At 67.3% G+C, this 25,584-nt stretch carries 25 protein-coding genes; 10 read left to right on the plus strand and 15 right to left on the minus strand.

The window, feature by feature from the left end; all coding sequences use genetic code 11:
* Positions 1-8 precede the first annotated feature (8 nt).
* From fabF to AC3A84_RS10015, 8 genes are all read right to left on the minus strand, one after another.
* Positions 9-1,253 (minus strand): beta-ketoacyl-ACP synthase II, encoded by a 1,245-nt coding sequence (gene fabF, locus AC3A84_RS09980; protein ID WP_487969495.1) that lies wholly within the window; start codon positions 1,251-1,253, stop codon positions 9-11.
* A gap of 58 nt (positions 1,254-1,311) precedes the next feature.
* Positions 1,312-1,551: an acyl carrier protein gene (gene acpP / locus AC3A84_RS09985; protein ID WP_003058049.1), complete on the minus strand. Its 240-nt coding sequence runs from the start codon at positions 1,549-1,551 to the stop codon at positions 1,312-1,314.
* 103 nt (positions 1,552-1,654) lie between these two features.
* A complete protein-coding gene (gene fabG / locus AC3A84_RS09990) occupies positions 1,655-2,407 on the minus strand; it encodes a 3-oxoacyl-ACP reductase FabG (protein ID WP_487969496.1) in 753 nt (250 codons plus the stop codon).
* Entirely contained in the window at positions 2,404-3,357 is a 954-nt protein-coding gene (gene fabD, locus AC3A84_RS09995) for an ACP S-malonyltransferase (protein WP_487969497.1), read from the minus strand. The genes fabG and fabD overlap by 4 nt, the downstream gene beginning before the upstream one ends.
* A 61-nt stretch (positions 3,358-3,418) precedes the next feature.
* Positions 3,419-4,396: a beta-ketoacyl-ACP synthase III gene (locus AC3A84_RS10000; RefSeq protein ID WP_487969498.1), complete on the minus strand. Its 978-nt coding sequence runs from the start codon at positions 4,394-4,396 to the stop codon at positions 3,419-3,421.
* Positions 4,396-5,448: a phosphate acyltransferase PlsX gene (gene plsX, locus AC3A84_RS10005; RefSeq protein WP_487969499.1), complete on the minus strand. Its 1,053-nt coding sequence runs from the start codon at positions 5,446-5,448 to the stop codon at positions 4,396-4,398. The genes AC3A84_RS10000 and plsX overlap by 1 nt, the downstream gene beginning before the upstream one ends.
* Positions 5,449-5,574: 126 nt before the next feature.
* Positions 5,575-5,757 (minus strand): 50S ribosomal protein L32, encoded by a 183-nt coding sequence (rpmF, locus tag AC3A84_RS10010; RefSeq protein WP_092939210.1) that lies wholly within the window; start codon positions 5,755-5,757, stop codon positions 5,575-5,577.
* Between the two features lie 136 nt (positions 5,758-5,893).
* The gene (locus AC3A84_RS10015; RefSeq protein WP_487969500.1) at positions 5,894-6,445 is read right to left on the minus strand and encodes a YceD family protein; all 552 of its coding nucleotides are present in this window, start codon (positions 6,443-6,445) and stop codon (positions 5,894-5,896) included.
* A 26-nt stretch (positions 6,446-6,471) separates the two neighbouring features.
* Between AC3A84_RS10015 and AC3A84_RS10020 the strand changes: the two genes are divergently transcribed.
* Positions 6,472-7,071 (plus strand): Maf family nucleotide pyrophosphatase, encoded by a 600-nt coding sequence (locus AC3A84_RS10020; protein ID WP_487969501.1) that lies wholly within the window; start codon positions 6,472-6,474, stop codon positions 7,069-7,071.
* Positions 7,068-7,853, plus strand: a complete 786-nt coding sequence (locus AC3A84_RS10025; protein ID WP_487969502.1) for an SAM-dependent methyltransferase — start codon at positions 7,068-7,070, stop codon at positions 7,851-7,853. Before AC3A84_RS10020 ends, AC3A84_RS10025 begins: the two co-directional genes overlap by 4 nt.
* Before the next feature lie 93 nt (positions 7,854-7,946).
* Here the strand turns inward: AC3A84_RS10025 and AC3A84_RS10030 are convergent, their stop codons facing one another.
* From AC3A84_RS10030 to AC3A84_RS10045, 4 genes are all read right to left on the minus strand, one after another.
* Positions 7,947-8,993 (minus strand): S49 family peptidase, encoded by a 1,047-nt coding sequence (locus tag AC3A84_RS10030; protein WP_487969503.1) that lies wholly within the window; start codon positions 8,991-8,993, stop codon positions 7,947-7,949.
* A 3-nt stretch (positions 8,994-8,996) separates the two neighbouring features.
* Positions 8,997-9,395, minus strand: coding sequence for a Rieske (2Fe-2S) protein (locus tag AC3A84_RS10035; protein ID WP_487969698.1), 399 nt, complete (start codon positions 9,393-9,395; stop codon positions 8,997-8,999).
* Between the two features lie 74 nt (positions 9,396-9,469).
* A complete protein-coding gene (locus tag AC3A84_RS10040) occupies positions 9,470-10,138 on the minus strand; it encodes an HAD family hydrolase (RefSeq protein WP_487969504.1) in 669 nt (222 codons plus the stop codon).
* On the minus strand, positions 10,138-11,151 hold the full coding sequence (locus AC3A84_RS10045) for an RluA family pseudouridine synthase (protein ID WP_487969505.1): 1,014 nt from the start codon (positions 11,149-11,151) through the stop codon (positions 10,138-10,140). Before AC3A84_RS10045 ends, AC3A84_RS10040 begins: the two co-directional genes overlap by 1 nt.
* 601 nt (positions 11,152-11,752) lie before the next feature.
* Between AC3A84_RS10045 and AC3A84_RS10050 the strand changes: the two genes are divergently transcribed.
* The 7 genes from AC3A84_RS10050 to paeA all read left to right on the plus strand — a co-directional run bounded on the left by AC3A84_RS10050 (position 11,753) and on the right by paeA (position 20,997).
* On the plus strand, positions 11,753-15,091 hold the full coding sequence (locus AC3A84_RS10050) for an Rne/Rng family ribonuclease (protein WP_487969506.1): 3,339 nt from the start codon (positions 11,753-11,755) through the stop codon (positions 15,089-15,091).
* Between the two features lie 188 nt (positions 15,092-15,279).
* A complete protein-coding gene (yaaA, locus tag AC3A84_RS10055; RefSeq protein ID WP_487969507.1) occupies positions 15,280-16,059 on the plus strand; it encodes a peroxide stress protein YaaA in 780 nt (259 codons plus the stop codon).
* Between the two features lie 54 nt (positions 16,060-16,113).
* Positions 16,114-17,022, plus strand: coding sequence for a prolyl hydroxylase family protein (locus AC3A84_RS10060; protein WP_487969508.1), 909 nt, complete (start codon positions 16,114-16,116; stop codon positions 17,020-17,022).
* Positions 17,023-17,109: 87 nt separating this feature from the next.
* Positions 17,110-17,955 (plus strand): peptide chain release factor N(5)-glutamine methyltransferase, encoded by an 846-nt coding sequence (gene prmC, locus AC3A84_RS10065; RefSeq protein ID WP_487969509.1) that lies wholly within the window; start codon positions 17,110-17,112, stop codon positions 17,953-17,955.
* Between the two features lie 105 nt (positions 17,956-18,060).
* Complete coding sequence (gene grxD / locus AC3A84_RS10070) at positions 18,061-18,384, plus strand: Grx4 family monothiol glutaredoxin (RefSeq protein ID WP_092939222.1); 324 nt, start codon at positions 18,061-18,063, stop codon at positions 18,382-18,384.
* 176 nt (positions 18,385-18,560) lie between these two features.
* On the plus strand, positions 18,561-19,589 hold the full coding sequence (locus tag AC3A84_RS10075; RefSeq protein WP_487969510.1) for an AAA family ATPase: 1,029 nt from the start codon (positions 18,561-18,563) through the stop codon (positions 19,587-19,589).
* Between the two features lie 91 nt (positions 19,590-19,680).
* Positions 19,681-20,997, plus strand: a complete 1,317-nt coding sequence (gene paeA / locus AC3A84_RS10080; protein WP_487969511.1) for a polyamine export protein PaeA — start codon at positions 19,681-19,683, stop codon at positions 20,995-20,997.
* Between the two features lie 42 nt (positions 20,998-21,039).
* On the opposite strand, the gene AC3A84_RS10085 is transcribed toward paeA, so the two are convergent.
* Positions 21,040-21,747 (minus strand): lytic transglycosylase domain-containing protein, encoded by a 708-nt coding sequence (locus AC3A84_RS10085; protein WP_487969512.1) that lies wholly within the window; start codon positions 21,745-21,747, stop codon positions 21,040-21,042.
* Entirely contained in the window at positions 21,744-23,489 is a 1,746-nt protein-coding gene (locus tag AC3A84_RS10090) for a proline--tRNA ligase (protein WP_487969513.1), read from the minus strand. The genes AC3A84_RS10085 and AC3A84_RS10090 overlap by 4 nt, the downstream gene beginning before the upstream one ends.
* A 90-nt stretch (positions 23,490-23,579) precedes the next feature.
* On the opposite strand from AC3A84_RS10090, the gene AC3A84_RS10095 reads away from it, so the two are divergent.
* Entirely contained in the window at positions 23,580-24,221 is a 642-nt protein-coding gene (locus tag AC3A84_RS10095; RefSeq protein ID WP_487969514.1) for an RNA pyrophosphohydrolase, read from the plus strand.
* Between the two features lie 130 nt (positions 24,222-24,351).
* Here the strand turns inward: AC3A84_RS10095 and proB are convergent, their stop codons facing one another.
* Positions 24,352-25,533: a glutamate 5-kinase gene (gene proB, locus AC3A84_RS10100; RefSeq protein WP_487969699.1), complete on the minus strand. Its 1,182-nt coding sequence runs from the start codon at positions 25,531-25,533 to the stop codon at positions 24,352-24,354.
* Positions 25,534-25,584: the final 51 nt, after the last annotated feature.

Consider the following 25,584-nt stretch of genomic DNA (forward strand, 5'->3'; position numbering starts at 1 on the left):
TGCCCGCGTCAGACGCGCTTGAAGACCAGCGTGCCGTTGGTGCCGCCAAAACCGAAGTTGTTCTTCACCGCCACGTCCATCTTCATGTCGCGGGCAGTGTTGGCGCAGTAGTCCAGATCGCAGTCCGGGTCCTGCTCCACCAGGTTGATGGTGGGAGGAGCCTTCTGGTCGCGCAGCGCGAGCACGGTGAAAACGCTCTCGATGCCGCCGGCGCCACCCAGCAGGTGGCCCGTCATGGATTTGGTGGAGCTCACCACCGTCTTGTAGGCGTGGTCGCCCAGCGCCGCCTTGATGGCGTTGGTCTCGTTCAGGTCGCCCAGCGGCGTGGAGGTGCCGTGCGCGTTCAGGTAGTCCACCTGATCGGCGTTCACACCCGCATTGCGCAGAGCGGCCTGCATGGCACGGCGGGGGCCGTCCATGCTGGGCGCCGTCATGTGGCCGGCGTCGGCACTCATGCCATAGCCAGCGACTTCAGCATAGATCTTCGCCCCACGTGCCTTGGCGTGTTCGTACTCTTCGAGCACCAGTACGCCGGCGCCTTCACCCAGGACGAAGCCGTCACGGCCCTTGTCCCAGGGACGCGAAGCGGCCTGCGGATCGTCGTTGCGGGTGGAAAGCGCACGCATGGCGGCGAAACCGCCTACGCCCAATGGGGATACGGTGGCTTCGCTGCCGCCGGCCACGATGACGTCGGCGTCACCGTATTCGATCTTGCGCGCAGCTTCGCCGATGCAGTGCAGGCCCGTCGTGCAGGCCGTCACCACGGAAAGATTGGGGCCCTTGAAGCCGAACCGCATCGACACGTGGCCTGCCACCATGTTGATGATGGAAGCCGGCACGAAGAACGGCGTGATGCGGCGGGGACCACGGCTGGACAGCTCGGCATGCGTGTTCTCGATCAGCGGCAAACCGCCAATACCCGAACCGATGATGCAGCCGATGCGCGTGGCCAGTTCCTCGCTCAGTGCCTCGCCCGTGGGCAGGCCGGAGTCCTGGATGGCTTCCTGCGCGGCAGCGATGCCGTAGTGGATGAAGGTGTCCATCGTGCGCGCATCCTTGGCGCTGATGAACGAATTCAGGTCGAAATCCTTGACCTCGCCCGCGATCTTGCAGGCGAAGTTCGACGCATCGAACTTGGTGATGAGGTCAATGCCGGACTTTCCGGCGAGGATGTTGGCCCAGGCATCAGCCACCGTGTTGCCCACGGGGCTGACGCATCCCAGGCCGGTCACGACGACGCGACGACGGCTCATGCGTTCAAACTTTCTAGGGGTTCACAGCGCCCGGCCGGGCGCCATCGCGCAAAAAGGATCAGGCTTTTTGGTGGGTGTTCGCGTAGTCGATGGCGTTCTGCACCGTCGTGATCTTCTCTGCGTCTTCGTCAGGGATCTCGATGCCGAATTCGTCTTCCAGCGCCATCACCAGCTCGACCGTGTCCAGCGAGTCAGCGCCCAGGTCGGCCACGAAGGCCTTTTCGTTGGTCACTTGGGACTCTTCAACGCCGAGTTGTTCGGCAATGATTTTTTTGACACGTGCTTCGATATCGCTCATGGTTTCCCTCAGGGGGTTGTGAATGAATCCGCGATTCTAGCCGCTTAAGGGGAAAGCCCCTGAACGACCCGCCGCACGGAGAACCGGCGTCAACTTTCTTCAATTACATGTACATGCCGCCATTGACGTGCAATTCCTGCCCCGTCACATAGCCGGCACCCGCCGAGGCCAGATAGGCGACCGCGTTAGCGATGTCGGAAGGACGGCCCAGATGGCCCAGCGCGATCTGCGATTGCAGCGCTTTTTGCTGTTCTTCCGGCAATTTGGCGGTCATGTCGGTCTCGATGAAACCGGGCGCCACGCAGTTCACGGTGATGTTGCGACTACCCAGTTCGCGTGCCAGGGCGCGCGTCATGCCCGCCACGCCGGCCTTGGAGGCGGCGTAGTTGGCCTGGCCGGGATTGCCTGAGGCACCCACCACGCTGGTGATGCTGATGATGCGGCCGTAGCGCTGCTTCATCATGGGGCGAATGGCCGCGCGGCTGCAGCGGAACACGGCCTTGAGGTTGGTGTCGATCACCGAATCCCAGTCGTCATCCTTCATGCGCATGGCCAGGGTGTCGCGTGTGATGCCGGCGTTGTTGACCAGCACGTGCAGTCCCCCGTATTCCTTGACGATGGCATCGACCAGCGCATCGACGGCAGCGCCGTCGGTCACATTCAGGGCCACGCCCTTGCCGCCGTGGGCCGACAGGGCCTGCTGGATGCGGGATGCACCGTCTGCGGTCGTGGCCGTGCCGATCACGCGCATGCCGCGTGCAGACAGCTCAGCAGCGATGGCCGCACCGATGCCGCGCGTGGCACCGGTCACCAGAGCGATTTGTGGGGAGGAAGCGGTATTGTCTTGGATGCTCATGCCAGAAGCTCTCGGGTTTCGGCCAGCGTGGCCGGATCATAGATGGAGGCAGCGACCAGCTCGGGATCGATGCGCTTGGCGAGACCCGCCAGCACTTTGCCCGGGCCGCATTCGACCAGGTGGGTGGCGCCACGGGCCTTCAGGGCCTGCACGCATTCCACCCAGCGCACGGGGCCGAAGGCCTGGCGGTAGAGGGCGTCGCGGATGGCATCAGCATCCTGCTGCACGGCCACGTCCACGTTGTTGACCACGGGAATGCGCGGCACGGCGAGCTCCAGGCCGGCCAGGGCCGCGCGCAGCTTCTCGGCCGCGGGCTTCATCAGGCTGGAGTGGAACGGCGCGGACACGGGCAGCAGCAGCGCGCGCTTGGCGCCGGCCGCCTTCAGCACTTCGCAGGCCTTGTCCACCGCCGCTTTGGTGCCGGCGATCACGGTCTGAATGGGGTCGTTGAAATTGACCGCCTCGACGACTTCGGGCGAACCCGCGCCGAACGCGGCGGCGGCTTCGGCGCAGCCGGCGATGACCTTGGCGGCATCCATGCCCAGGATCGCGGCCATGGCACCCGTGCCGACGGGCACGGCCTCCTGCATGGCGGCAGCGCGCAGGCGCACCAGCGGCGCGGCCTGGGCGAGGCTCAGCACCTCGGCGGCCACCAGCGCGGAATATTCGCCCAGCGAATGGCCGGCCAGCACGGCAGGCGCAGCGCCGCCCTCGGCGCGCCAGACGCGCCATGCGGCAACGGCCGCCACCAGCATCACCGGCTGGGTGTTGGTGGTCAGGGCCAGCGCCTCCTTGGGGCCTTCATGGATCAGGCGGGCGACGTCTTCGCCCAGCGCGTCGGAGGCTTCCTGCAGCGTCTGCACCACGACCGGGTGATCGCCCCAGCCGTCCAGCATGCCGACGGACTGCGAGCCCTGGCCCGGAAAAACGAAAGCAAAGGTTTTCGACATGTTCACTTGGGTTTTTCGAAAAAGAAAGTGGCTGCAGCGCTTGCCTGGCAAGCGCGTGCCGCTACATTTTGAGGAGCACCGCGCCCCAGGTGAAGCCACCGCCCACCCCTTCGAGCAACACGTGCTGGCCCGGCTGGACCTGCCCCGAGCGCACGCCGTGGTCGAGCGCCAGCGGAATGGACGCGGCCGAGGTGTTGCCATGCTGGTCCACCGTGACCACCACCTTGTCCATCGACAGCTTCAGCTTGCGGGCCGTGCTCTGCATGATGCGGATGTTGGCCTGGTGCGGGATCAACCAGTCGATGTCGGCTTCGGTCAGGCCGGCCTTGTCGAGCGCGGCGCGGGCAGCCTTCTCCAGCACGCCGACGGCGAGCTTGAAGACGGCCTGGCCATCCATCTTGAGCAGCGGATCACCCAGCACCTGGCCGCCGGAGACATTGCCCGGCACGCAGAGGATGCCGACATGACTGCCATCGGCATGCAGGTCGCTGGCGAGGATGCCGGGCTGCTCAGAGGCCTCCAGCACCACGGCGCCGGCGCCGTCGCCGAACAGCACGCAGGTCGTGCGGTCATTGAAGTCCAGGATGCGGCTGAACACCTCGGCCCCCACCACCAGCGCGCGGCTGGCGGCACCGGACTGGATCATGGCGTCGGCCACGGTCAGCGCATAGACGAAGCCGCTGCACACAGCCTGCACGTCGAAGGCAGGGCAGCCGTTGGCGCCCAGCTTGTTCTGCAGAATGCAGGCGGTGGAGGGGAACACCATGTCCGGCGTGGACGTGGCGACGATGATCAGGTCGATGTCCTGCGGCTGCAAGCCGGCGGCCTCGATGGCACGGCGAGAAGCCTCCAGACCGAGGTCGCTGCTGCAGACATCGGGCTCGGCGAAATGTCGCGCACGGATGCCGGTGCGCTCCACGATCCATTCGTCCGAGGTTTCGATACCACGCTGGGCCAGTTCGGCCACCAGATCTTGATTGGACAGGCGGCGCGGAGGCAGATAGCTGCCGGTGCCTGTGATGCGGGAATAGCGTCTCATCAATGTGTGGCCGCGGCCATTCCGGGCACTGGCGGCGTCTCGGCAGGGGCCAGAAGCGGCGCTGCGTGCGCCACCCGCGTCCGGACGCGGTCAAGCAAGTTGTTGCGGGCCGCATCATACGCCCGGCCCAGAGCCTGCTCGAAAGCTAACGCATCGGCCGAACCGTGGCTCTTGAACACCAGCCCGCGCAGGCCCAGCAGCGCCGCGCCGTTGTAACGCCTGTGATCCATGCGCCGCATCAGAGCAGATAGCACCGGATAAGCCACGATGGCCGCGATTTTCGTGAAGATATTGCGTTTGAACTCTTGCTTGAGGCCGCCGACGATCATCGACGCCACGCCCTCGCTGGCCTTGAGCGCCACATTGCCCACGAAACCGTCACACACCACGATATCGACAACACCCTTGAAGATGTCGTTGCCTTCTACGTTGCCATAGAAATTCAGATCGCCGCTCTTGCCGGCGGTTCGCAGCAATTCGCCCGCCTTCTTGATGACTTCGCTGCCCTTGATGATCTCTTCGCCGATATTGAGAAGGCCGACGGAGGGTTCACCCCCCTCCTGCAGCGCCGACACCAGGGCCGACCCCATGACGGCGAACTGCAGCAGGTGCTCGGCCGTGCAATCAACGTTGGCACCCAGGTCGAGCACCGTGGTGGCGCCCCCTTTGGCGTTGGGCATCTGCGTGGCGATGGCCGGCCGGTCGATGCCGTCCAGCGTCTTGAGGAGGTAGCGGGCGATGGCCATCAGGGCGCCGGTGTTGCCGGCGGAAACCGCTGCCTGCGCCGCGCCATCCTTGACCTGCTGGATGGCCACGCGCATGGACGAATCCTTCTTGCGGCGCAACGCCACTTCGACGGGGTCGTCCATGGCTACCACTTCGGTCGCCAGGACAGGCGTGGCGCGCTCGTGCTCCAGCCCCTTGAGGCCGTCGGCAGTGCCGACCAACAGCAGGCGGGCATCGGAGTGTTGTTCGAGGAATCGGCGGCACGCCGCCAGCGTGACGCTGGGGCCGTGGTCACCCCCCATGCAGTCAACAGCCAGTGTGATCATGGGCGACTTGTCTGGATCGGCGTAGCGATCCGTTGATGAAATGAATGGAAGGCAGAAAAGAGAAAGGCCCGCGCTACGCTGAATGTAGCAACGGGCCTCAGGCCGCCTGCAAGGCGCCTAGTCCGGTCAGGCTTCGGACTTATTCTTCAGCACTTGGCGGCCACGGTAGAAGCCGTTGGGGCTGATGTGGTGACGCAGATGGATTTCGCCGGTGGTGGTTTCCACGGCAGTGCCCGGCGTCGTCAGGGCGTTGTGCGAACGGTGCATGCCGCGCTTGGAGGGAGATTTCTTGTTTTGCTGAACAGCCATGGTCGGCTCCTGAGTCTTGGAGAGGGTTGGTAAAACGCGACCCAGCCACCCAGCCCATCTTCTTGAATAGACACGAGGGGATTCGCGCGAAGCCCTCGATTATAGCCGACTTGCTTTTTCGCGGCCAGAGGCGGGCTCAGCCGCCCGTTTTGTCGTTCTTGAGCGACGCCAGCGCAGCGAAAGGATTGGGTTTCTGCGCGTTGGCTTCTTCGAAGTCTTCGTCGCTGGATGCCAGCGGCACACGTGTGGGACAGACATCGTGGCGCGGCACCACGGGCAGAGCCATCAGCAGCTCGTCCTCGATGAGTTCGTGCAGATCGAACTCGCGGCTGAGCGCGAGCAGGTCTTCCTCGCTCTCATCGTCCAGCGCTTCGGCCGTAGCCTCATCGGCGACGAAGCGGAACTCGCGGTCCACCTCCAGCGGCACATCGACGGGCGTCAAGCAGCGCTGGCACACCATGGGCACCGTGGCCCGCACCTTCAGGCGCAGCCACACCTGGCCGCCGATTCCATGGGTGCTGCGCACTTCGCCGTGAGCGTCCCACTCCACCATCAGATCAGGATGTAGCCCCTGTGCCTCCTCGGCCAGGCGCTCGTATTTCAATAGCGAATCGCGGTGAGAAAGATGCCCGCCCGCGAGGGCGAAAGCCTTCACATCCAGACGGTTCGGGGAGTATTCCTTGGTCATGGATGCAGTGTAAGAGAATCGCCCGCATGCCTGACCTCACCCCCTCTTCCCGCACGCTCATCCTGGGCTCCACCTCGCGCTACCGGCGCGAATTGCTGGGCCGGCTGCGCCTGCCCTTCGACGTTGCCGCCCCGGACGTGGACGAAACCCCACTCACCGGCGAAGCGCCGCGCGATCTGGCCCTGCGCCTGGCGTTGGCCAAAGCCCGCGCGGTGGCCGCGCTGCACCCACAGGCGGTGGTCATCGGCTCCGACCAGGTGGCGGACCTGGCGGGCGAGCCCCTGGGCAAGCCCGGCGACCACGAACGCGCCATCGCCCAGCTGCGCCGCATGCGCGGCCAAACGGTGATCTTCCAGACCGCCGTGGCAGTGATCTGCCAGGCCAGCGGCTTCGAACAGGTGGAGCTGGCCGAGGTGCGTGTGCGCTTCCGCGACCTGGACGATGCCGAGATCGAGCGCTATCTGCGGGCCGAAGAACCCTACGACTGCGCGGGCAGCGCCAAGAGCGAGGGCTTGGGCATCGCCTTGCTCGACGCGATCGAAAGCGACGACCCCACTGCGCTGATCGGGCTGCCGCTGATCCGCACCTGCCGCATGCTGCGGGCCGCCGGCCTGGTGCTGCCATGAACGCGGCGACCACCGCCAAGGGCACGCTCTATCTGGTGCCGGCACCGCTGGACTTCGGCTGCGACACACAGGCCGAACTGGGCTCCGCCCTGCCCGACGCCACGCTGCGCACTGCATCCGGCCTCACACACTGGATCTGCGAGAACGCCAAGAGCACCCGCGCCTATCTGAAGCGGGTGGATGCCCTCCACCCCCTGGCAGCGCCGCTGCAGGCGCAACAGATCACCGAGTTGCCACGCGAAGTCCACAAGAAGGGCGACCACGGCGCGGCCGGCCATGCACCCTTCGACGCCCGCCCGCTGCTGGCGCCGGCACTGCAAGGCCATGACATCGGCTTGGTGAGCGAAGCCGGCATGCCGGCCGTGGCCGACCCGGGCAGCTCGGTGGTGCGCGCCGCACACGATCTGGGGGTGCGCGTGGTACCGCTGGTGGGACCCGTGTCGCTGCTCCTGGCGCTGGCGGCGAGCGGCCTCAACGGCCAGGGTTTCGCCTTCACCGGTTATCTGCCGCAGGACGGCGGTGAGCGCGCCCAACGCATCCGCGAACTCGAATCCCTGGCGCTCAAGCAGGGCCAGACCCAGCTCTTCATCGAAACACCCTACCGCAACGCCGCCCTCTGGCAGGCGCTGCTGCAGACGCTGCAGCCCAACACACGGCTGGCGATTGCCAGCGGCCTCACGCTGGCGACGGCGCGCACCGCCAGTCAGCTGGTGCGGCAGTGGCGCCAGCAGCCGGAGCCGCCGGACAACCGCACGCCGGCCGTGTTCCTCATCGGGCGATAGCGTCCCGGACAACAAAAAAGCGTGGCAGCCTCGAAAGGCTCCACGCTTTTTTTGATGCGATTTGCGTGCAGGGCATGCACCCTGCTCCGGCCCTCAGCGGATGGCCGGCACGGCCTGCAGTGCGCGCACCGCCGTCTCGCCCATGGCCGCGCCGAACTTCTTGGCCAGCCGCTCGGCGACATTGTCGCGGCGGGTGTAGTCGATCACGTCTTCGGCCTTGACCACTTCGCGGGCCACGTAGTCCAGGTTGCCCAGATGGTCGGCCAAGCCCATTTCCACGGCCTGCTGGCCGGTCCAGAACAGGCCGCTGAAGGTTTCGTCGCTCACCTTCAGGCGCGTGCCGCGGCCCTTCTTGACCACGGCGATGAACTGCTCGTGGATCTGATCGAGCATCTGCTGAGCGAAAGCGCGCTGCTTTTCCGACATGGGGCTGAAGGGATCGAGGAAGCCCTTGTTCGCGCCGGAGGTGATGAGCCGTCGCTCCACGCCCAGCTTGTCCATGGCGCCGGTGAAGCCGAAGCCGTCCATCAGCACGCCGATGCTGCCGACGATGCTGGCCTTGTCCACGTAGATCTCATCGGCCGCCGAGGCAATGTAGTAAGCGGCCGAGGCGCAGCTTTCTTCCACCACGGCATAGACCGGCTTGTTGTATTTGGCCTTGAGGCGCACGATCTCATCATTGATGATGCCCGCCTGAACCGGGCTGCCGCCCGGCGAATTGATGAGCAGCACCACGGCCTGCGAGCCGGAATCCTCGAAGGCACTACGCATGGCGGCCACGACGAATTCGGCGCTGGCATCAGCACCGGCAGCGATCTCGCCCTTGATGTCCACCACGGCCGTGTGGGGCGTGGACTTGCTGACGGTGGCCGTATCGCGCTGCAGCACCACCCAGGCAATGGCGATGGCGAAGACCAGCCAGGCCAGCCGAGAGAAGGTGCGCCAGCGGCGCGCCGAGCGCTGCTCCGACAGCGTGGCGAAGACGAGCTTTTCGAGCACGCCACGTTCCCAGCCGGGGCGGTCGGCGACGGCAGCAGCGGTTTCCGCTACTTTTTCAGGAGCACCCTGCGCCCACAGATCGGGCGTGGGGGACGGATTCTCCGCGGGACCCGTTGGATCGGTGCGGGTGGGATCGGTCATGAATCAGAACTCTACGGGTTGGAGGTGGGGCGCAGTATGCCAGCGGACCATGCCGCCGCTTTCAGAGAGGGCGATTTTCACCAGCCCGCCACGGCAGGGGCCGCCTGCGCAATGACCCGTGTCGGGCCGGTAAGCGGCGCCGTGGGTGGCGCAGAGCAGCCAGTTGCCGGTGTCGTCGAAGATGCGGCCGGGCTGGTAGTCCAGCTCGATCGGCACATGGGTGCAGCGGTTCAGGTAGGCATGCACGCGGCCCTGGTAGCGCACCGCGAAGGCGCGGCTGACCTGGCCGTAGCGGATCACGTCGAACGCCACGGCGAGGCCGCCCTCGACCAGATCGGCCGACGGGCAGAGCTCGATCTCGCGCGGCGCGGGCTCGGCGTCGGGGCCTGCACCGGGCGGCAGCGGAGCGGGGGCGGGAGTGGACGGGTCCACGGCTGCTTCCTTCTGTTCTATCTTGCTCGATGGGCCGCGCCCGCTCAGGCCCGCTGCAGCAGGCATTCGTGCAGTTCGCGAAGGTCGTGGGCCACGAACAACGGATTCAGCGGCTCGAAGCTCGCGGGCTCGTGCGCGCCGTAGCTCACACCCACGCTGGCGCAGCCGGCGTTCAGCGCCATCTGCAGGTCGTGCGTGGTGTCGCCGATCATCAGCGTGCGCTCGGGCGGCACATCGAATTCGGCCATCAGCTCCTGCAGCATCAGTGGATGGGGCTTGCCAGCGGTCTCGTCGGCGGTGCGCGAAGCATCGAAGACGCCGCGCAGCGCGTCGGTGTGCAGCAGCTCATCCAGACCCCGGCGGCTCTTGCCGGTGGCCACGGCCAGCAAATGGCCGCGCTCGCGCAGCGCCTGCAGCATGGGCATCACGCCCTCGAAGAGGCTCAGGTCGTCCTGGTGCTTCAGATAGTGGTAACGGTAGCGATTGCCCAGTTCGGCATGCTTGGCAGGCGGCACGTCGGGCGCGGCATGCGCCAGCGCCTGGGACAGACTCATGCCGATCACCCAGGCAGCGGCCTGGTCGCTGGGCACGGTGCCGCCCACGTCGCGCACCGCTTCCTGAATGCAGCGCACGATGATGGCGGTGGAGTCGTAGAGCGTGCCGTCCCAATCGAAGGCGATCAGGTCGAAGCGGCGGGGGCGGGAAGTGTTCATCAAGCAGGTCCGGAAACGTAGTCGGCCAGTTCGGGCGGCAGTTCGGCGCGCAGTTCCACGCGCTCGGCACTGGCCGGATGGGTGAACTGTAGCCGCCATGCATGAAGGAACATGCGCTTGAGGCCCAGCTTCTGCAGCCGCCGGTTGAGGTCGAAATCGCCGTATTTGTCGTCGCCCACGATGCCGTGCCCCTGGCTGGAGAGGTGGACACGGATCTGGTGCGTGCGGCCGGTCTTGATGGTGACCTCGAGCAGGCTCATGGCGGGCAGCCCCTGCTGCGGGCGCGGCGGCAGCACCGAGCGCACTTTGACCAGGGTGATCGAGCGCATGCCGTCCGGGTCGTCGGCCGTGGTGGTACGCACGCGCCGCTCGCCATCGGCCTGCAGGTATTTGTGCAGGGGCGTGTCGATCACCTTCTTGTTGGCCGGCCAGGTGCCAGCCACCAGGGCCAGATAGGTCTTGCCCGTCTCGCGCTCGCGGAACTGGTCCTGCAGCGCCACCAGCGACGAGCGCCGCTTGGCCACCAACAAAATGCCCGAGGTCTCGCGGTCCAGCCGGTGCACGAGTTCCAGGAATTTCGCCTGCGGCCGGGCCTGGCGCAGTTGCTCGATCACGCCGAAGCTCACGCCGCTGCCGCCATGTACGGCCGTGCCCGCGGGCTTGTCGATGGCGATGAGATGGTCGTCTTCGAGCAGCACCGGGAACTCGCGCGCGGGCGCCGGGCGCTCGGCCTTCTCGGCCACCTTGTCGGACACGCGCACCGGCGGCAGGCGCACCTGGTCGCCGTCCTCCACGCGGGTGTCGGCGCTGGCGCGGCCCTTGTTGATGCGCACTTCGCCGCTGCGGATGATGCGATAGACGTGGGTCTTGGGAACGCCCTTCAAATGGCGTATCAAAAAGTTGTCGAGCCGCTGGCCGGCCGACTCCGCATCGACCTGCACGATGCGGGCCGACGGTGCTGTCGCGGCCGGGGCAGAGTCTGGGACCGATTTGCCCCCTATAATGTGTTTCACCTGCGCTACGTTGTGTAAGTGGTTGATTTGTCTGGAGTTTAGTCCACCCAACCCGGCATGCTGCGCAGGAGGTCGATTGCCCACGGGCGTCGTGTGCGCGGATTGCAGGCCCGGATGCCTGTGCAGCCCACATGCCGCGCGGCAGGCTGACGAATTGAAACACTGAACACGGAATCCCCAAGCCGGCCGGTTGCCCCACACGGGCACCACAGGTCGGCGGATCGAAGCGACAACTATGTGGGCATTGCTGGCTTGGATTGCGACCCTTTGGCAGAGGCATGCGCCTCTGGCATGGGTGCGCGACATGCCCGCAGCGCCCGTCCGGCAAGTGCCAGCCGCTATACCTTTCGTAGCGGTTCTCTGCGCAGCCCGGCTCGCCCCCATCCACGCGCCACCACCTCGCCTGCGAAGCTAGACGCTTTGCAGCCGCGCGGCATCCGGCCATTCCTCCCTTCGTTTCGATGCGTCAGTCCAGGCAATCACGGCTCCTCTAGAGCCCGTCATTGGTTTGGAAATCCGCGGCACGCGCGGCCAGCAGCTTGAGCACGACAAGCCAGCAGCTGCCGGGCGCGCCGCAACGACAACGAAAAGGAATCGCATCATGAAGCGGATGCTCATCAACGCCACGCAGCCCGAAGAACGGCGTCTTGCCATCGTGGACGGCCAGAAGCTGCTGGACTATGAGATCGAGATCGAGGGGCGCGAACAACGCAAGGGCAACATCTACAAGGCGGTGGTGACGCGCGTCGAGCCGTCGCTGGAAGCCTGCTTCGTCGATTACGGCGAAGACCGCCACGGCTTCCTGCCGTTCAAGGAAATCTCCCGCCAGTACTTCGCCGAAGGCGTCTCGCCCAACCAGGCGCGCATCAACGACGTGATCCGCGAAGGCCAGGAACTGCTGGTGCAGGTCGAGAAGGAAGAGCGCGGCAACAAGGGCGCAGCCCTCACCACCTTCGTGAGCCTGGCCGGCCGCTACGTGGTGCTGATGCCCAACAACCCGCGCGGCGGCGGCGTCTCGCGCCGCATCGAGGGCGAGGACCGTGCCGAGCTCAAGGAGGCGATGGATCAGCTCGAGTACCCCAAGGGCATGAGCATCATCGCGCGCACCGCCGGCATCGGCCGCTCGGCGCCCGAACTGCAGTGGGACCTGAACTACCTGCTCAAGCTCTGGACCGCCATCGACGGCGCGGCCAAGGGCGGCAAGGGCGCCTTCCTGATCTATCAGGAATCGTCGCTGGTCATCCGCGCCATCCGCGACTACTTCAACAACGACATCGGTGACATCCTCATCGACACCGACGACATCTACGAGCAGGCGCACCAGTTCATGGCGCACGTCATGCCCGAGCATGCCTCCAAGGTCAAGCGCTACCGCGACGACGCGGCGCTCTTCAGCCGCTTCCAGATCGAGCACCAGATCGAGTCGGCCTACGCCCGCACCGTGACCCTGCCCTCGGGCGGCGCCATCGTGATCGATCACACCGAAGCGCTGGTCTCCGTGGACGTGAACTCGGCCCGCGCCATCAAGGGCGGCGACATCGAGGAAACCGCCACCCGCACCAACCTGGAAGCCGCCGACGAAGTCGCCCGCCAGATGCGCCTGCGCGACCTGGGCGGCCTGATCGTGATCGACTTCATCGACATGGAAGAGTCGAAGAACCGCCGCGAAGTGGAAAACCGCCTGCGCGACGCGCTGCGCCAGGACCGCGCCCGCGTGCAGTTCGGCACCATCAGCAAGTTCGGCCTGATGGAAATGAGCCGCCAGCGCCTCAAGCCCGCGCTGTCGGAAGGCTCGTCCATCCCCTGCCCGCGCTGCGGCGGCTCCGGCCACATCCGCGACACGGAAAGCTCCGCCCTGCAGATCCTGCGGATCATCCAGGAAGAGTCCATGAAGGACAACACGGCCGCCGTGCACTGCCAGGTGCCCGTGGAAGTGGCATCGTTCCTGCTGAACGAAAAGCGCACCGAGATCGCCAAGATCGAACTCAAGCAGCGCGTGGCCGTCCTGATGGTGCCCAACAAGACGCTGGAAACGCCGAACTACAAGCTCGAGCGCCTCAAGCACGACGACCCGCGCCTGGACCATATCGAAGCCAGCTACAAGCTCGCCGAGGAAGTCGAGGACCCGACCGCCGTCACGCGCCGCTCGCAGGAACCCACGAACCGCCAGACCCCGGTGATCAAGGGCGTGCTGCCCGACGCGCCCGCTCCGGTGGCCGAACCCCGCCCCGAAGGCGCCACCCGCGCACCGCGCAACGGCGCTGCAGCCCCTGCGCAGCCTGCCGCCGCAGCCCGCCCGGCCCAGGCACCGGCCGCACCCGTGCGCCCGGCGCCGGTGCAGGAGCAAGGCTTCCTCGCCTGGCTCAAGAGCCTGTTCGGCTTCGGCCCGGCGCCTGCGCCGGTCGCAGCCCCCGCCCCGGCACCCGCTGCCTCGCCCGAAGCCGGTAACGGCCAACGTGGCGAAGCCCGCCGCGATGGCCGCGGCCGCCGCAACGAAGGCCGCGATGGCCGTCCAGGCCAGCGCGACCCCGCCGGCAACGGCAACGGCAACGGCACCGGCGAAGGCCGCGGCCGCCGCAACGAAGGCCGTGACGGCCGCTCCGCCGAGGGCCGTGAAGGTCGTGAAGCCCGCGAGGGACGCGAGAGCCGCCCGCCCCGCGACGGCATGGAAGGCCGCGAGGGCCGCGAAAGCCGCAATGGCCGCGAAGGCCGTGAGAGCCGTGGCGACCGCCCCGAAGGCGACGCCCGCCGCGAGGGCCGTGAAGGCCGAGGCGGCCGCGAACGCGGCGAACGCGGTGAACCGCGCAGCGCATCGGCTGCCCTGTCAGCCGACGGCATGCCCGCAGCAGCGGTGGCCGCTGCCGCTGGCGTAGCACTGGACGACGTGACCGGCGAAGCCCGCACCGAGCGCGCGCCGCGCAATGGCGAACGCAACGGCGAGCGCGGCCCACGCGGCGAGCGTGGCGGCGAAGGCCGTGAACGCGGCGAGCGCGGCAGCCGAGGCGAACGCGGTGGACGCGGCGAGCGCGCACCACGCCAAGGCGACGCTGCAGCCCCCGCTGCAGGCGACTTCGTAGAAGCCGCATCGCCCTTGGCTGCCCTGCCCGATCTGGACCTGAACAGTCCCGACTCCACAACGGCAGCCCCCAGCGCCGGCCCCGCCAACGGCGGCGAGGAAGGCCGCCAGCGCCGCTCCCGCGACCGCTACGGCCGTGACCGCCGCGATCGAGCCGACCGAGCCGACCGAGGCGACCGCGCCCCGCGCGACGCCGAGGCCGCAGCCGGCGAAGGCCCGCAGGCACCGGTAGAAGCCGCCGCAGCGCAAGCCTTCGATGCACCCGCCGCAGCCGCACAGCCGCAGGCAGGCGCCGACGCCGCGCAGGACGCACCGCGCCGCAGCTACTTCAATGCAGCGGCCGCTGCAGCTGCACCGGCAGCGCAGGCCACAGCAGAAGTGGCAGCGCCTGCTCCAGTAGCCGAAGCTCAGCCGTCCGAGCCCGCAGCCGCTCCGGTTGCCGCCGCTCCTGTGGCAGCTGCGCCAGTCGCGACAGCTCCGGTCGCACCGGCGCCTGCACCGGCTCCGGCCGTGGCGGCAGCGCCAGCACCGGTTGCCGCAGCACCGGCTCCCGCAGCCGCTGCTCCGGCCGCGAGCTCGATGCCCCGCGTGCAGACCTTCGAGCTGCCCGTGCAGGAGCTGATCTCGGTGGCCCAAGGCTCCGGCCTGGAATGGGTCAATTCCGACGCCGAGAAGATCGCTGCCGCACAGGCCGCCATCGCCGCCGAACCCCGCCCGGTGCATGTGCCGCGCGAACGCCCCCCCGTGGTGGTGCTGGACGAAGGCCCACTGGTGCTGGTGGAAACCCGCCGCGACCTGCGCGACCTGACGCTGCCGTTCGAGCAGCAACAGCAAGCGCCGCATCAGCCCTCCACCACGGCGTGATGCCGCGGTAGTGGCCGCGCAGGCGGCCAGCAGCCGGGGGCAAGCCCCCCCGCCCTGCTGGCCGGCCCGCGCTTGAGGCACACTGCCTCCTCGTTCCCTTTCTGCGGCCCTTCACGGGCCGCAGCCCATTGTGCGGGGCGCCTCCATCGCCCGCCCCCACCACTCACTCACGACAGGCCCGCACCGCCATGCTGTTTCTGCTGTCCCCCGCCAAATTGCTGGATTACGACACGCCGCTGCCCGACGGCCTGCCGCACACGCAGCCGCAGTTCGTGGGCGACTCCACCCGGCTGATCGAGGTGCTGCGCGAACAATCGCCGCAGCAGATCGCATCGCTCATGCACATCAGCGATGCGCTGGCCGCGCTGAACGTGGGCCGCTATGCCGCCTGGGAGCCGAAGTTCACGGCCGCCAATTCGCGCCAGGCCGTGATGGCCTTCAATGGCGACGTCTATGAAGGCCTGCAGGCGCAAAGCCTCACGCCCGACGAGCTGGACTGGGCGCAGCAGCACCTGGGCATCCTGAGCGGCCTCTACGGCGTGCTGCGCCCACTGGACCGCATGCAGCCCTACCGGCTGGAGATGGGCACGCGCCTGGCCACCGACGCCGGCGCCAACCTCTACCAGTTCTGGGGCTCGCGCATCGCCGAGCACCTCAACACCCGGCTGCAGGCCGACGCCACGCCGGTGGTGGTCAACCTGGCGTCGCAGGAATACTTCAAGTCGGTGGACCGCAAGGTGCTCAAGGCCCGCGTGATCGAATGCGTGTTCGAGGACTGGAAAGGCGGCGCCTACAAGATCATCAGCTTCCACGCCAAGCGCGCGCGCGGGCTGATGGCGCGCCACGCCATCCAGCACCGTGTGGCAACCCCGCGCCAGCTCGAGGGTTTTGATGCGGAGGGCTATGCTTTTGCCCCTGCCGTGTCCACGCCCGACCGCCTGGTGTTCCGCCGCAAGACCACCGGCTGAGCGCCGGGGCACGAGCCGCCTCCGATCCACGCCAACGCACGCACGACGACCGCCATGTCTTCCCACTCCCGTTCTGCCTCTGCCACCACCGTGCGCCAGCCCGTCACGCCCGAACTGCGCGCCTGGATCATCGAACAGGCCGAGGCCGGTTTCACCGGCCCGGTGGTGCTGCAATCCATGCTGGACGCAGGCTGGGACGAGGCCGTCGCCGTGCACGCCATGGAAACGGCGCTGGCCGATGAGATGAGAAAGAAGACGCAGCTTCCCCCCGCCACGGCAACAGCGCCGAGCACCGCGCAACGCCCCCACCCCATCCCCGAGCCCGACCTGAGCCAGTCGCCCGCCCGCATCGACGTGGGCGACCGCGAGGTCGAGGTGCTGATGTCGCTGCACGCGCCGCGGGTCGTGCTGTTCGGCAACCTGCTCTCGCCCGAGGAATGCGATGCGCTCATCGCCGCCGCCGAGCCGCGCATGGCGCGCTCGCTGACCGTGGCGACGCGCACCGGCGGCGAAGAGGTCAACGACGACCGCACCAGCGACGGCATGTTCTTCCAGCGGGGCGAGAACGACGTCGTCGCGCGGCTGGAGGCCCGCATCGCGCAGCTGGTGCGCTGGCCTGTCGAGAACGGCGAAGGCCTGCAGGTGCTGCACTACCGCCCGGGCGCCGAGTACAAGCCGCACTACGATTATTTCGACCCCGAAGAGCCCGGCACGCCCACCATCCTGCGGCGCGGCGGCCAGCGCGTGGCCACGCTGGTGATCTACCTGAACGACCCCGAGCAAGGCGGCGGCACCACCTTCCCCGACGTACAGCTGGAAGTGGCCCCGCGCCGCGGCAATGCCGTGTTCTTCAGCTACGACCGGCCCCACCCCGCCACCCGCAGCCTGCATGGCGGCGCGCCCGTCATCCGCGGCGAGAAATGGATCGCCACCAAGTGGCTGCGCGAGCGGGAATTCCACTGAAGCCTTGCGGCCTGCGGCTCCCCCAGCCATGGACCCGCATCAAAACAGCCTGCAGCCCGCCAAGAACCTGCGCATTCCGCTATCAAATTGATACCAAGCCCCACCCCACCGCAGACGGTCGCCCAGGCGCTCGCCCAAGCCCAGGCACAAGGTCTGGCCCGCATCGACGCGCAACTGCTGCTGCTGCACACGCTGGGCCGCCCGCACGGCGACCGCGCCTGGCTGCTGGCGCACGACACCGATCCGCTCGGCTCCGCAGCCCAGGAGGGCTTCGAACGCCTGTGCCGCCGCCGCGCGGCCGGCGAGCCCGTGGCCTACCTCACCGGCACCAAGGAGTTCTACGGCCTGCCCCTGCAGGTGGACGCGCGCGTGCTCGACCCGCGCCCCGATACCGAAACCCTGGTGGACTGGGCGCTCGAAGCGATCGCCCTGCTGCCCGCCCCCCGTGTAGTGGACCTGGGCACCGGCAGCGGCGCCATCGCCCTGGCCCTGCAGCGGCAGCGCCCCACGGCACAGGTGACGGCGGTGGACGCCAGCGCCGATGCGCTGGACGTGGCCCGGGGCAACGCCCAGCGCCTGGGCCTGCCCGTGCAGATGCGCCAAGGCCACTGGCTGGACGGCATCGAGGGCCCCTTCGATCTGATCGTGAGCAACCCGCCCTACATCGCCGAGGGCGATCCGCACCTGGCCGCCCTCACGCACGAGCCCGCCCAGGCCCTGGCCAGCGGCGCCGACGGCCTGGACGACATCCGCACCATCGTGCAGCAGGCCCCGGCCCGGCTCGCCGCGGGCGGCTGGCTGCTGCTGGAGCACGGCTGGGACCAGGCCGCAGCCGTGCAGGCGCTGCTGCGCACGGCCGGCTTCGCGCAGGTGCAAAGCCGCGCTGACCTGGCGGGCGTGGCGCGCTGCACGGGCGCCATGCGCCCCCAGTGACAAGACGCCCCGGCCGTGCGCCGCACGCCGCGCCGCAGACAGTGAAATAATCACGCATTCGCTGCGGCGCCCTGGCCACAGCCCATTCCTTCAGGAGATTCCCCCATGAGCGACGCACAGCAACGCATCGACGCCCTCGTCAAATCCAACGACATCCTGCTGTTCATGAAGGGCAGCGCCAGCTTCCCGATGTGCGGCTTCTCCGGCCGTGCCATCCAGATCCTGAAGGCCTGCGGCGTGGACCCCAAGAGCGTGGCCACCGTGAACGTGCTGGAAGATCCGGAAATCCGCCAGGGCATCAAGGAATACAGCAACTGGCCCACCATCCCGCAGCTCTACGTCAAGGGCGAATTCATCGGCGGATCGGACATCATGATGGAGATGTACGAGTCGGGCGAACTCAAGCAGGTGCTCGGTACGCCCCAATAAGGCGCACGTCGCCCGGCTTGCCAGCCAGCCGCCTCCGGGCGGCTTTTTCATGCCCGGCCGACAGGGCAGGCAATGCGGTCAACACCGATAGGTTGACCGGGTTTATCCAGCGTTCACTGCCGGCATGTTGTGTGCTTGAATGACTCCGTGTCTTCTTCAACCGGGAGCAGCGCGACATGAGCACCAGCAGCAGTAACTCTTCCTCGCACAGCCTCGTCCCGCAGCCTTCGGCACTGAGCCTGCCGGTGGCCCGGGTCCGCAACGTGTTCCAGCCCGGCGACGTGGAGCGGCGCCTGAGGCGCCTGAACGATGCCGGCAACCAGCGCGACCACGACGGCCTGCGCGCCGTCTATGAACGCATGCTCGAGCGCGGGCCCGAACGCTTCCAGGTCAAACCGGCGGGCGTGCCCGACATGGCCGGCCTCTACGAGCAGCTGCCCAACTTCACCGAGGTGCTGGACGACGTCAAGCGCCACGTCGCCCTGGCGCAGGACTGCAGCGACGGCCTGGAAGTGACGCCCATGTTGCTGCTGGGCGTGCCCGGCATCGGCAAGACGCACTTCGCCCGCCAGTTGGCCCAGCTGCTGGGCACGGGCATGAACCTGGTGCCGATGAGCTCCATGACCGCGGGCTGGCTGCTCTCGGGCTCGTCCTCGCAATGGAAGGGCGCACGTCCCGGCAAGGTATTCGAGGCGCTGGTGGAAGGCGAATACGCCAACCCCGTCATCGTCATCGACGAGATCGACAAGGCCGCGGGCGACGCGCAGTACGACCCCCTGGGCGCGCTCTACAGCCTGCTGGAGCACGACACGGCGCAGAGCTTCACCGACGAATTCGCCGAGGTCGCCATCGACGCCAGCCAGGTCATCTGGATCACCACGGCCAACGACGAGCGCTGCATCCCCGACCCCATCCTCAACCGCATGAACGTGTTCGAGGTGCCCGCGCCCACGCCCGAACAGGCCCGCTCCATCGCCCGGCAGCTCTACCAGGAGATCCGCGCCAGCCACGACTGGGGCCGCCTGCTGGACCCCGAGCCCGAAGCGGACGTGCTGGACGCCCTCGCCCACATGCCGCCGCGCGAGATGCGGCGCGCCTGGATGACCGCCTTCGGCAATGCCCGCCTGGCCCGGCGCGGCGCCGTGGAGGTAGCGGACCTGCCTCCGGGCACGGCACGCAAGACGCGTATCGGCTTCGTGCAGTAGCCAGCCGCCCTGCGCAGCGAGCGGACTGCCCGCTGCGCACCGCTACACTCGGGCTCGCCGTGCGACACCGCACGCAGCCCGCCCGCTTTACATGAATTTTTCCCAAAGCCTCTTCGTCATCGGTTTGCTGATCGTCGCCAGCGCGTTCTTTTCGCTGGCAGAAATCTCCCTCGCGGCATCGCGCCGCCTGCGGTTGCGGCAGATGGCGGATGAGGGCGATCCCCGCGCAGAACGGGTCATGCGGATCCAGGAGCAGCCAGGCGACTACTTCACCGTGGTGCAGGTCGGACAGAACGCCGTCGCCATCCTGGGCGGTATCGTGGGTGAAGGCGCACTGAGCCCGCATTTCACCAGCCTGCTGGGGATCTGGCTGGACGATGCGCAGGCGCAGACGCTGGGCTTTCTGGCCTCTTTCACCATCATCACCTCGCTCTTCATCCTGTTCGCCGACTTGTTCCCCAAACGGCTGGGCATGGCCAACCCCGAAATGCTCGCACTGCGCGTGGCGCGGCCCATGAAGGTGCTGATGGCCATTCTGCAGCCGCTGGTCTGGCTGTACAGCCGCAGCGCCGACCTGCTCTTTCGCGTGCTGGGCCTGTCGTCGCTGCGGGACGACCGCGTTACGGCGGACGACATCCTGGCCATGATGGAAGCCGGCGCGCGCTCCGGCGTGCTGGCAGCGCGTGAGCAGCAGGTGATCGAGAACGTGATCGAACTCGACACCCGCACGGTCTCCAGCGCCATGTCGCAACGCGACCGCATCGCCTACTTCCTGCGTGACGACCCCGACACCGTGATCCGTGCGCGCATCGCGGAAGAACCGTTCTCGACCTATCCGGTGTGCGATGGCGACATCGACCACGTGGTGGGCTATGTCGATGCCAAGGATCTCTTCCAGCGCGTGTTGAACAACCAGCCCATCTCGCTGGCCGACGAGGGCCTGGTGCGCAAGGTGCTCATCGTGCCTGACCGTCTCTCGCTGGGCGAGGTGCTCGAGCAGTTCCGCCAGGTGCATGAGGACTTCGCGGTCATCGTGAACGAATACAGCCTGGTGGTGGGCGTGGTCACGCTCAACGACGTGATGAGCACCGTCATGGGCGACCTCATCAGCCCTACCGACGAAGAACAGATCGTGCGGCGCGACGAAAACTCCTGGCTCATCGACGGCGTGACGCCCGTCGAGGACGTGCTGCGCGCCCTGAACCTCGACAGCCTCCCCCATGCGGGCGAATACGAGACGCTCGCCGGCTTCCTGATGGTCATGCTGCGCCGGGTGCCCCGCCGCACGGACAGCGTGAATTGGGACGGATACAAGTTCGAGGTGCTGGACGTGGACAGCTATCGCATCGACCAGGTGATGGTCTCGCGGCTGGTGGACGGCGCCCCCGCGCCTGGCAACGCACCCTGAGCCTGGGAAGCCGCCGCACAACGGTGCGGCACGCCTCGCAGCTCACGCCGCCGAGGCGCCGCCGTGGGCCAGGCGCTCCTGGAAGAACCAGTTGCGCTGCGCCGAGAACACCGCATTCGGATACGCAGGCTTGCCCCGGCTGCCGTTGTAGCGGCCCAGCGTCATGTAGAGATCGCCCTGCTCGCGGTCCAGGTAGTGGCGCAGGATGACGCAGCCGAAGCGCAGATTGGTCTGCATCTGGAACAGCTTGCTCGCATCCCCATCGCCGATCACGCGGGTCCAGAACGGCATGACCTGCATGTAGCCACGGGCACCGACGCTGGAGACGGCGAATTTGCGGAACGCGCTCTCGACCTGGATCAGCCCCAGCACCAGGGAAACATCGAGCCCCGCGCGCTTGGACTCGTACCAGACGGTCTGCAGGAAATCCCGGCGGACCTGCCCATCAGGCTTGCGCACGCGCAGACGGTCGCTCATGGCGGCCATCCAGCGCAGGTAGCCGAGCCGGGCCTCGGTGGAGGCGAAGGTGGGCTCCAGCGGCTCCTGGGAGGCAACCGCGAAGCTGAGTGCCGAGCGCACGGAGTCCGCCAGCGGCTCTTCGATCTGCCCGCCGGCATGGGCCGCCTGCGGCAGGCCCAGCCAGATGGCCGGCCCGGCAGCGGATACGGATGCCATGCGCAGCAGCTTGCGGCGGCTCACGCCCGCCTCAGCGGGCTCCGGCCCCACACATCGAGGGGCCAGCGGGCTCATACCGCCACTCGCCCCTTCACGTGGGCCAGGATGTCGGCCACGGCCACCTTGGTCGCAGCAGCGTCACGGCGCTGCTGGTATTCGACCACGCCTTCCTTCAGGCTCTTGTCGCCGATGGTCACGCGATGCGGCACGCCGATCAATTCCCAGTCGGCGAACATGGCGCCGGGGCGCTCGCCACGGTCGTCCAGGATCACGTCCACACCAGCAGCCAGCAGGTCGGCATAGATCTGCTCGGCCGTGGCCTTCACCGCCTCGCTGCGGTCCATGCCCACCGGGCAGACCACCACGGTGAACGGCGCGATCGCATCGGGCCAGATGATGCCGCGCTCGTCATGGTTCTGCTCAATAGCGGCCGCGGGCAGGCGCGTGATGCCGATGCCGTAGCAGCCCATCTCGAAGAAGGCGGGCTTGCCGTCTTCGCCGAGAAAGGTGGCGTTCATCGCGCGGCTGTACTTGGTGCCCAGATAGAACACGTGACCCACTTCGATGCCGCGCTCGATGGCCAGCTCGCCCTTGCCGTCCGGCGATGGATCGCCCGCGACAACGTTGCGCAGGTCGGCCACCAACTCGGGCTCGGGCAGGTCGCGACCCCAGTTCACGCCGGTGATGTGGAAATCAGGCTGGTTCGCGCCGCAGATCCAGTCGGCCATCACGGCCACTTCGCGGTCCACCACCAGCTTGACGGGCTGCTTGAGCTCCAGCGGGCCCAGGTAGCCGGGCTTGCAGCCGAAGTGGGCTTCGATTTCGGACAGGGTGGCGAAACGGAAGCCCGCCTCCAGCCCCGGCACCTTGGACACCTTGATCTCGTTCATGTCATGGTCGCCGCGCAGCAGCAGCAGCCACACCTGACTCTTGACGATCTCGCCCTCGGCATTGGTCTCGTCGGTGGCCAGCACCAGCGACTTGACCGTGCTCTGGAGCGGCACGCCCAGCAGCGCGGCCACATCGGCGCAGGTGCTCTTACCCGGCGTAGGGGTCAGCGTGCGCGGCTGCGTGGCGCCGGGGCGCGGGCCGGCAGGCGGCAGGGCCTCGGCCTTTTCCATGTTGGCGGCGTAGTCGCTGGTCGGGCAATAGACGATGGCGTCCTCGCCCGTCGCCGCGATCACCTGGAACTCCTCGCTCAGGTCGCCGCCGATGGCGCCGCTGTCCGCCGCCACGGCGCGGTAGGTCAGGCCGAAGCGGTCGAAGATGCGGCGGTAGGCCTGGGCCATGACCTGGTAGCTGGCCTTGGCGCCGGCCATGTCGCGGTCGAAGCTGTAGGCGTCCTTCATGGTGAATTCGCGACCCCGCATCAGGCCAAAGCGCGGGCGCCGTTCATCGCGGAACTTGGTCTGGATCTGGTAGAGGTTCTTGGGCAGCTGCTTGTAGCTGCGCAGTTCCTGCCGGGCGATGTCAGTGACCACTTCCTCGCTGGTCGGCTGGATCACGAAGTCACGCCCATGGCGGTCCTTGATGCGCAGCAACTCAGGGCCCATCTTGTCGAAGCGGCCGGTCTCCTGCCAAAGCTCGGCCGGTTGCACCACAGGCATGGTGCATTCCACGGCACCGGCTCGGTTCATCTCTTCACGCACGATGGCCTCCACCTTGCGCACCACGCGCAGGCCCATGGGCATGTAGTTGTAGATGCCGGCCCCCAGCTTCTTGATGAGGCCTGCGCGCATCATGAGCTTGTGGCTCATCACCTCGGCGTCCGCAGGTGCTTCTTTGAGGGTGGAAACGAAAAATTGGGAAGCTTTCATCGGGCGATTTCAGGCAGCCGGGACCACTCCGCTTGTCGCTCGTAAAGCGACGTGCATAATGGACACAGTTTAAAAATTTGGGGTTAGATTATGCTTGACCGGGACGGCTTTAGGCCGAACGTCGGCATCATCCTGCTCAACCAGAAAAACCAGGTATTTTGGGGCAAGCGCATTCGCACCCACAGCTGGCAGTTCCCGCAAGGGGGCATCGACAGGGGCGAAACGCCCGAGCAGGCGATGTTCCGGGAACTGCACGAAGAGGTGGGTTTGCAGCCGAATCACGTTCGCGTGGTCGCCCGAACCCGGGACTGGTTGCGCTACGAGGTGCCTGACCGGTATATACGGCGCGATGCGCGCGGCCATTACAAGGGCCAAAAGCAGATCTGGTATTTGCTGCAGCTCGTCGGCCACGACTGGGATCTGAATCTGCGCGCCACCAATCATCCGGAATTCGATGCCTGGCGTTGGAACGATTACTGGGTGCCGCTGGACGTGGTGGTCGAATTCAAGCGGGGCGTCTATGAAATGGCGCTGACCGAATTGGCTCGCTTCCTGCCACGCCAGGAACAGCGCAATCGCTACTTGCGTAGCGGCATGCGATCCCGCGATGGTGCGGATGCCGGCAACACCGGCGGCGCCATGCATCGTGCAGGCTCACTGCTGCTGAGTCCCGGCGTTGAGTTGCCACCCGGTGCCAGCTTCGATCCGGACCCGCAGGGCGAACACACCTGAACTGCCATCTGCCTCAGCGACGAGGCAGGCACTTTCGACACCAGCCCGAACGCACCGCAAGGCATCCCGTTCGGGCAACTTTCTTCAGACAGCCATCACTCCCAAGAGCCCGCCAAGGGCTCTTTTCCTTTCAGCCCTGCAGGGCTGCGGCCGCCACGGCAGCCTGGGGCTTCGCTCTGCCGGTCAGCACCAGGTTATCCCGGTGCATCATTTCCGGCTCGGCGATGTAGCCCAGCAGGCGCTCGATTTCCGCCGAAGGCTTACGGCAGAGCAAGCGCGCCTCAGCGCTTGCGTAGTTGGCGAGGCCGCGTGCGATCTCCAGCCCTTCCATATCGCGCACGGCGATCACGTCTCCCCGGGAGAACTCCCCCTCCACCGCCACCATTCCGATCGGCAACAAGCTCTTTCCCTCGTCGCGCACCTTGGCGGCCGCGCCCGCATCGACGGACACCGAGCCGCGTAGCTGCAGGTGATCGGCCATCCATTGCTTGCGTGCCTGCTGCTTGGCCGTCTGAGCGACCAGCAGCGTGCCGATGGCCTCGCCCTGCGCCAGCCGTATGAGCACATCCGGCTCGCGCCCCCAGGCGATCACGGTCGAAGCCCCCGAGCCGGCCGCCCGCTTGGCCGCCAGGATCTTGGTGATCATGCCGCCCTTGCCGATACTCGAACCCGCTCCGCCAGCCATCGCCTCCAGCGCCACATCGCCCGCGCGGGCTTCGTGCACGAACTGCGCAGCCGGGTCGCGGCGCGGATCGGCGGTGTAGAGGCCCTTCTGGTCGGTCAGGATGACGAGCGCATCCGCTTCCACCAGATTGGCCACCAGCGCACCCAGCGTATCGTTGTCACCGAACTTGATCTCGTCGGTGACGACGGTGTCGTTTTCGTTGATGACGGGCACTACGCCCAGGCGCAGCAGCGTCAGCAGCGTGGAACGCGCGTTGAGGTAGCGCTCCCGATGGGCCAGATCGCCATGGGTCAGCAGCACCTGCGCGCTGCCCATGCCTTGCTCGCGCAGCTTGGTTTCGTACATCTGCGCCAGTCCCATCTGGCCAACGGCGGCTGCCGCCTGCAGTTCGTGGATCTCGCTCGGGCGGGCGGTCCAGCCCAGTCGCTTCATGCCTTCGGCAATGGCGCCGCTGGAGACCATCACCACCTCGCGGCGCGTGGCGCCGTCGCCCCGCACCAGCGCGGCGAGCTGCCGGCTCCACTCGCCAATCGCCTGCTCGTCGAGCCCCCGGCCCTCGTCGGTCACCAGGCTGGAACCCACCTTGACCACAATCCGGCGGGCATCACGCAATACATTGGGCAGCATTTTCAGGGTCATCCAGGCATGTGGCGCTTGCTGGACAAGCGCATATAGCTA

This window comes from Paracidovorax sp. (genome assembly GCF_057642795.1).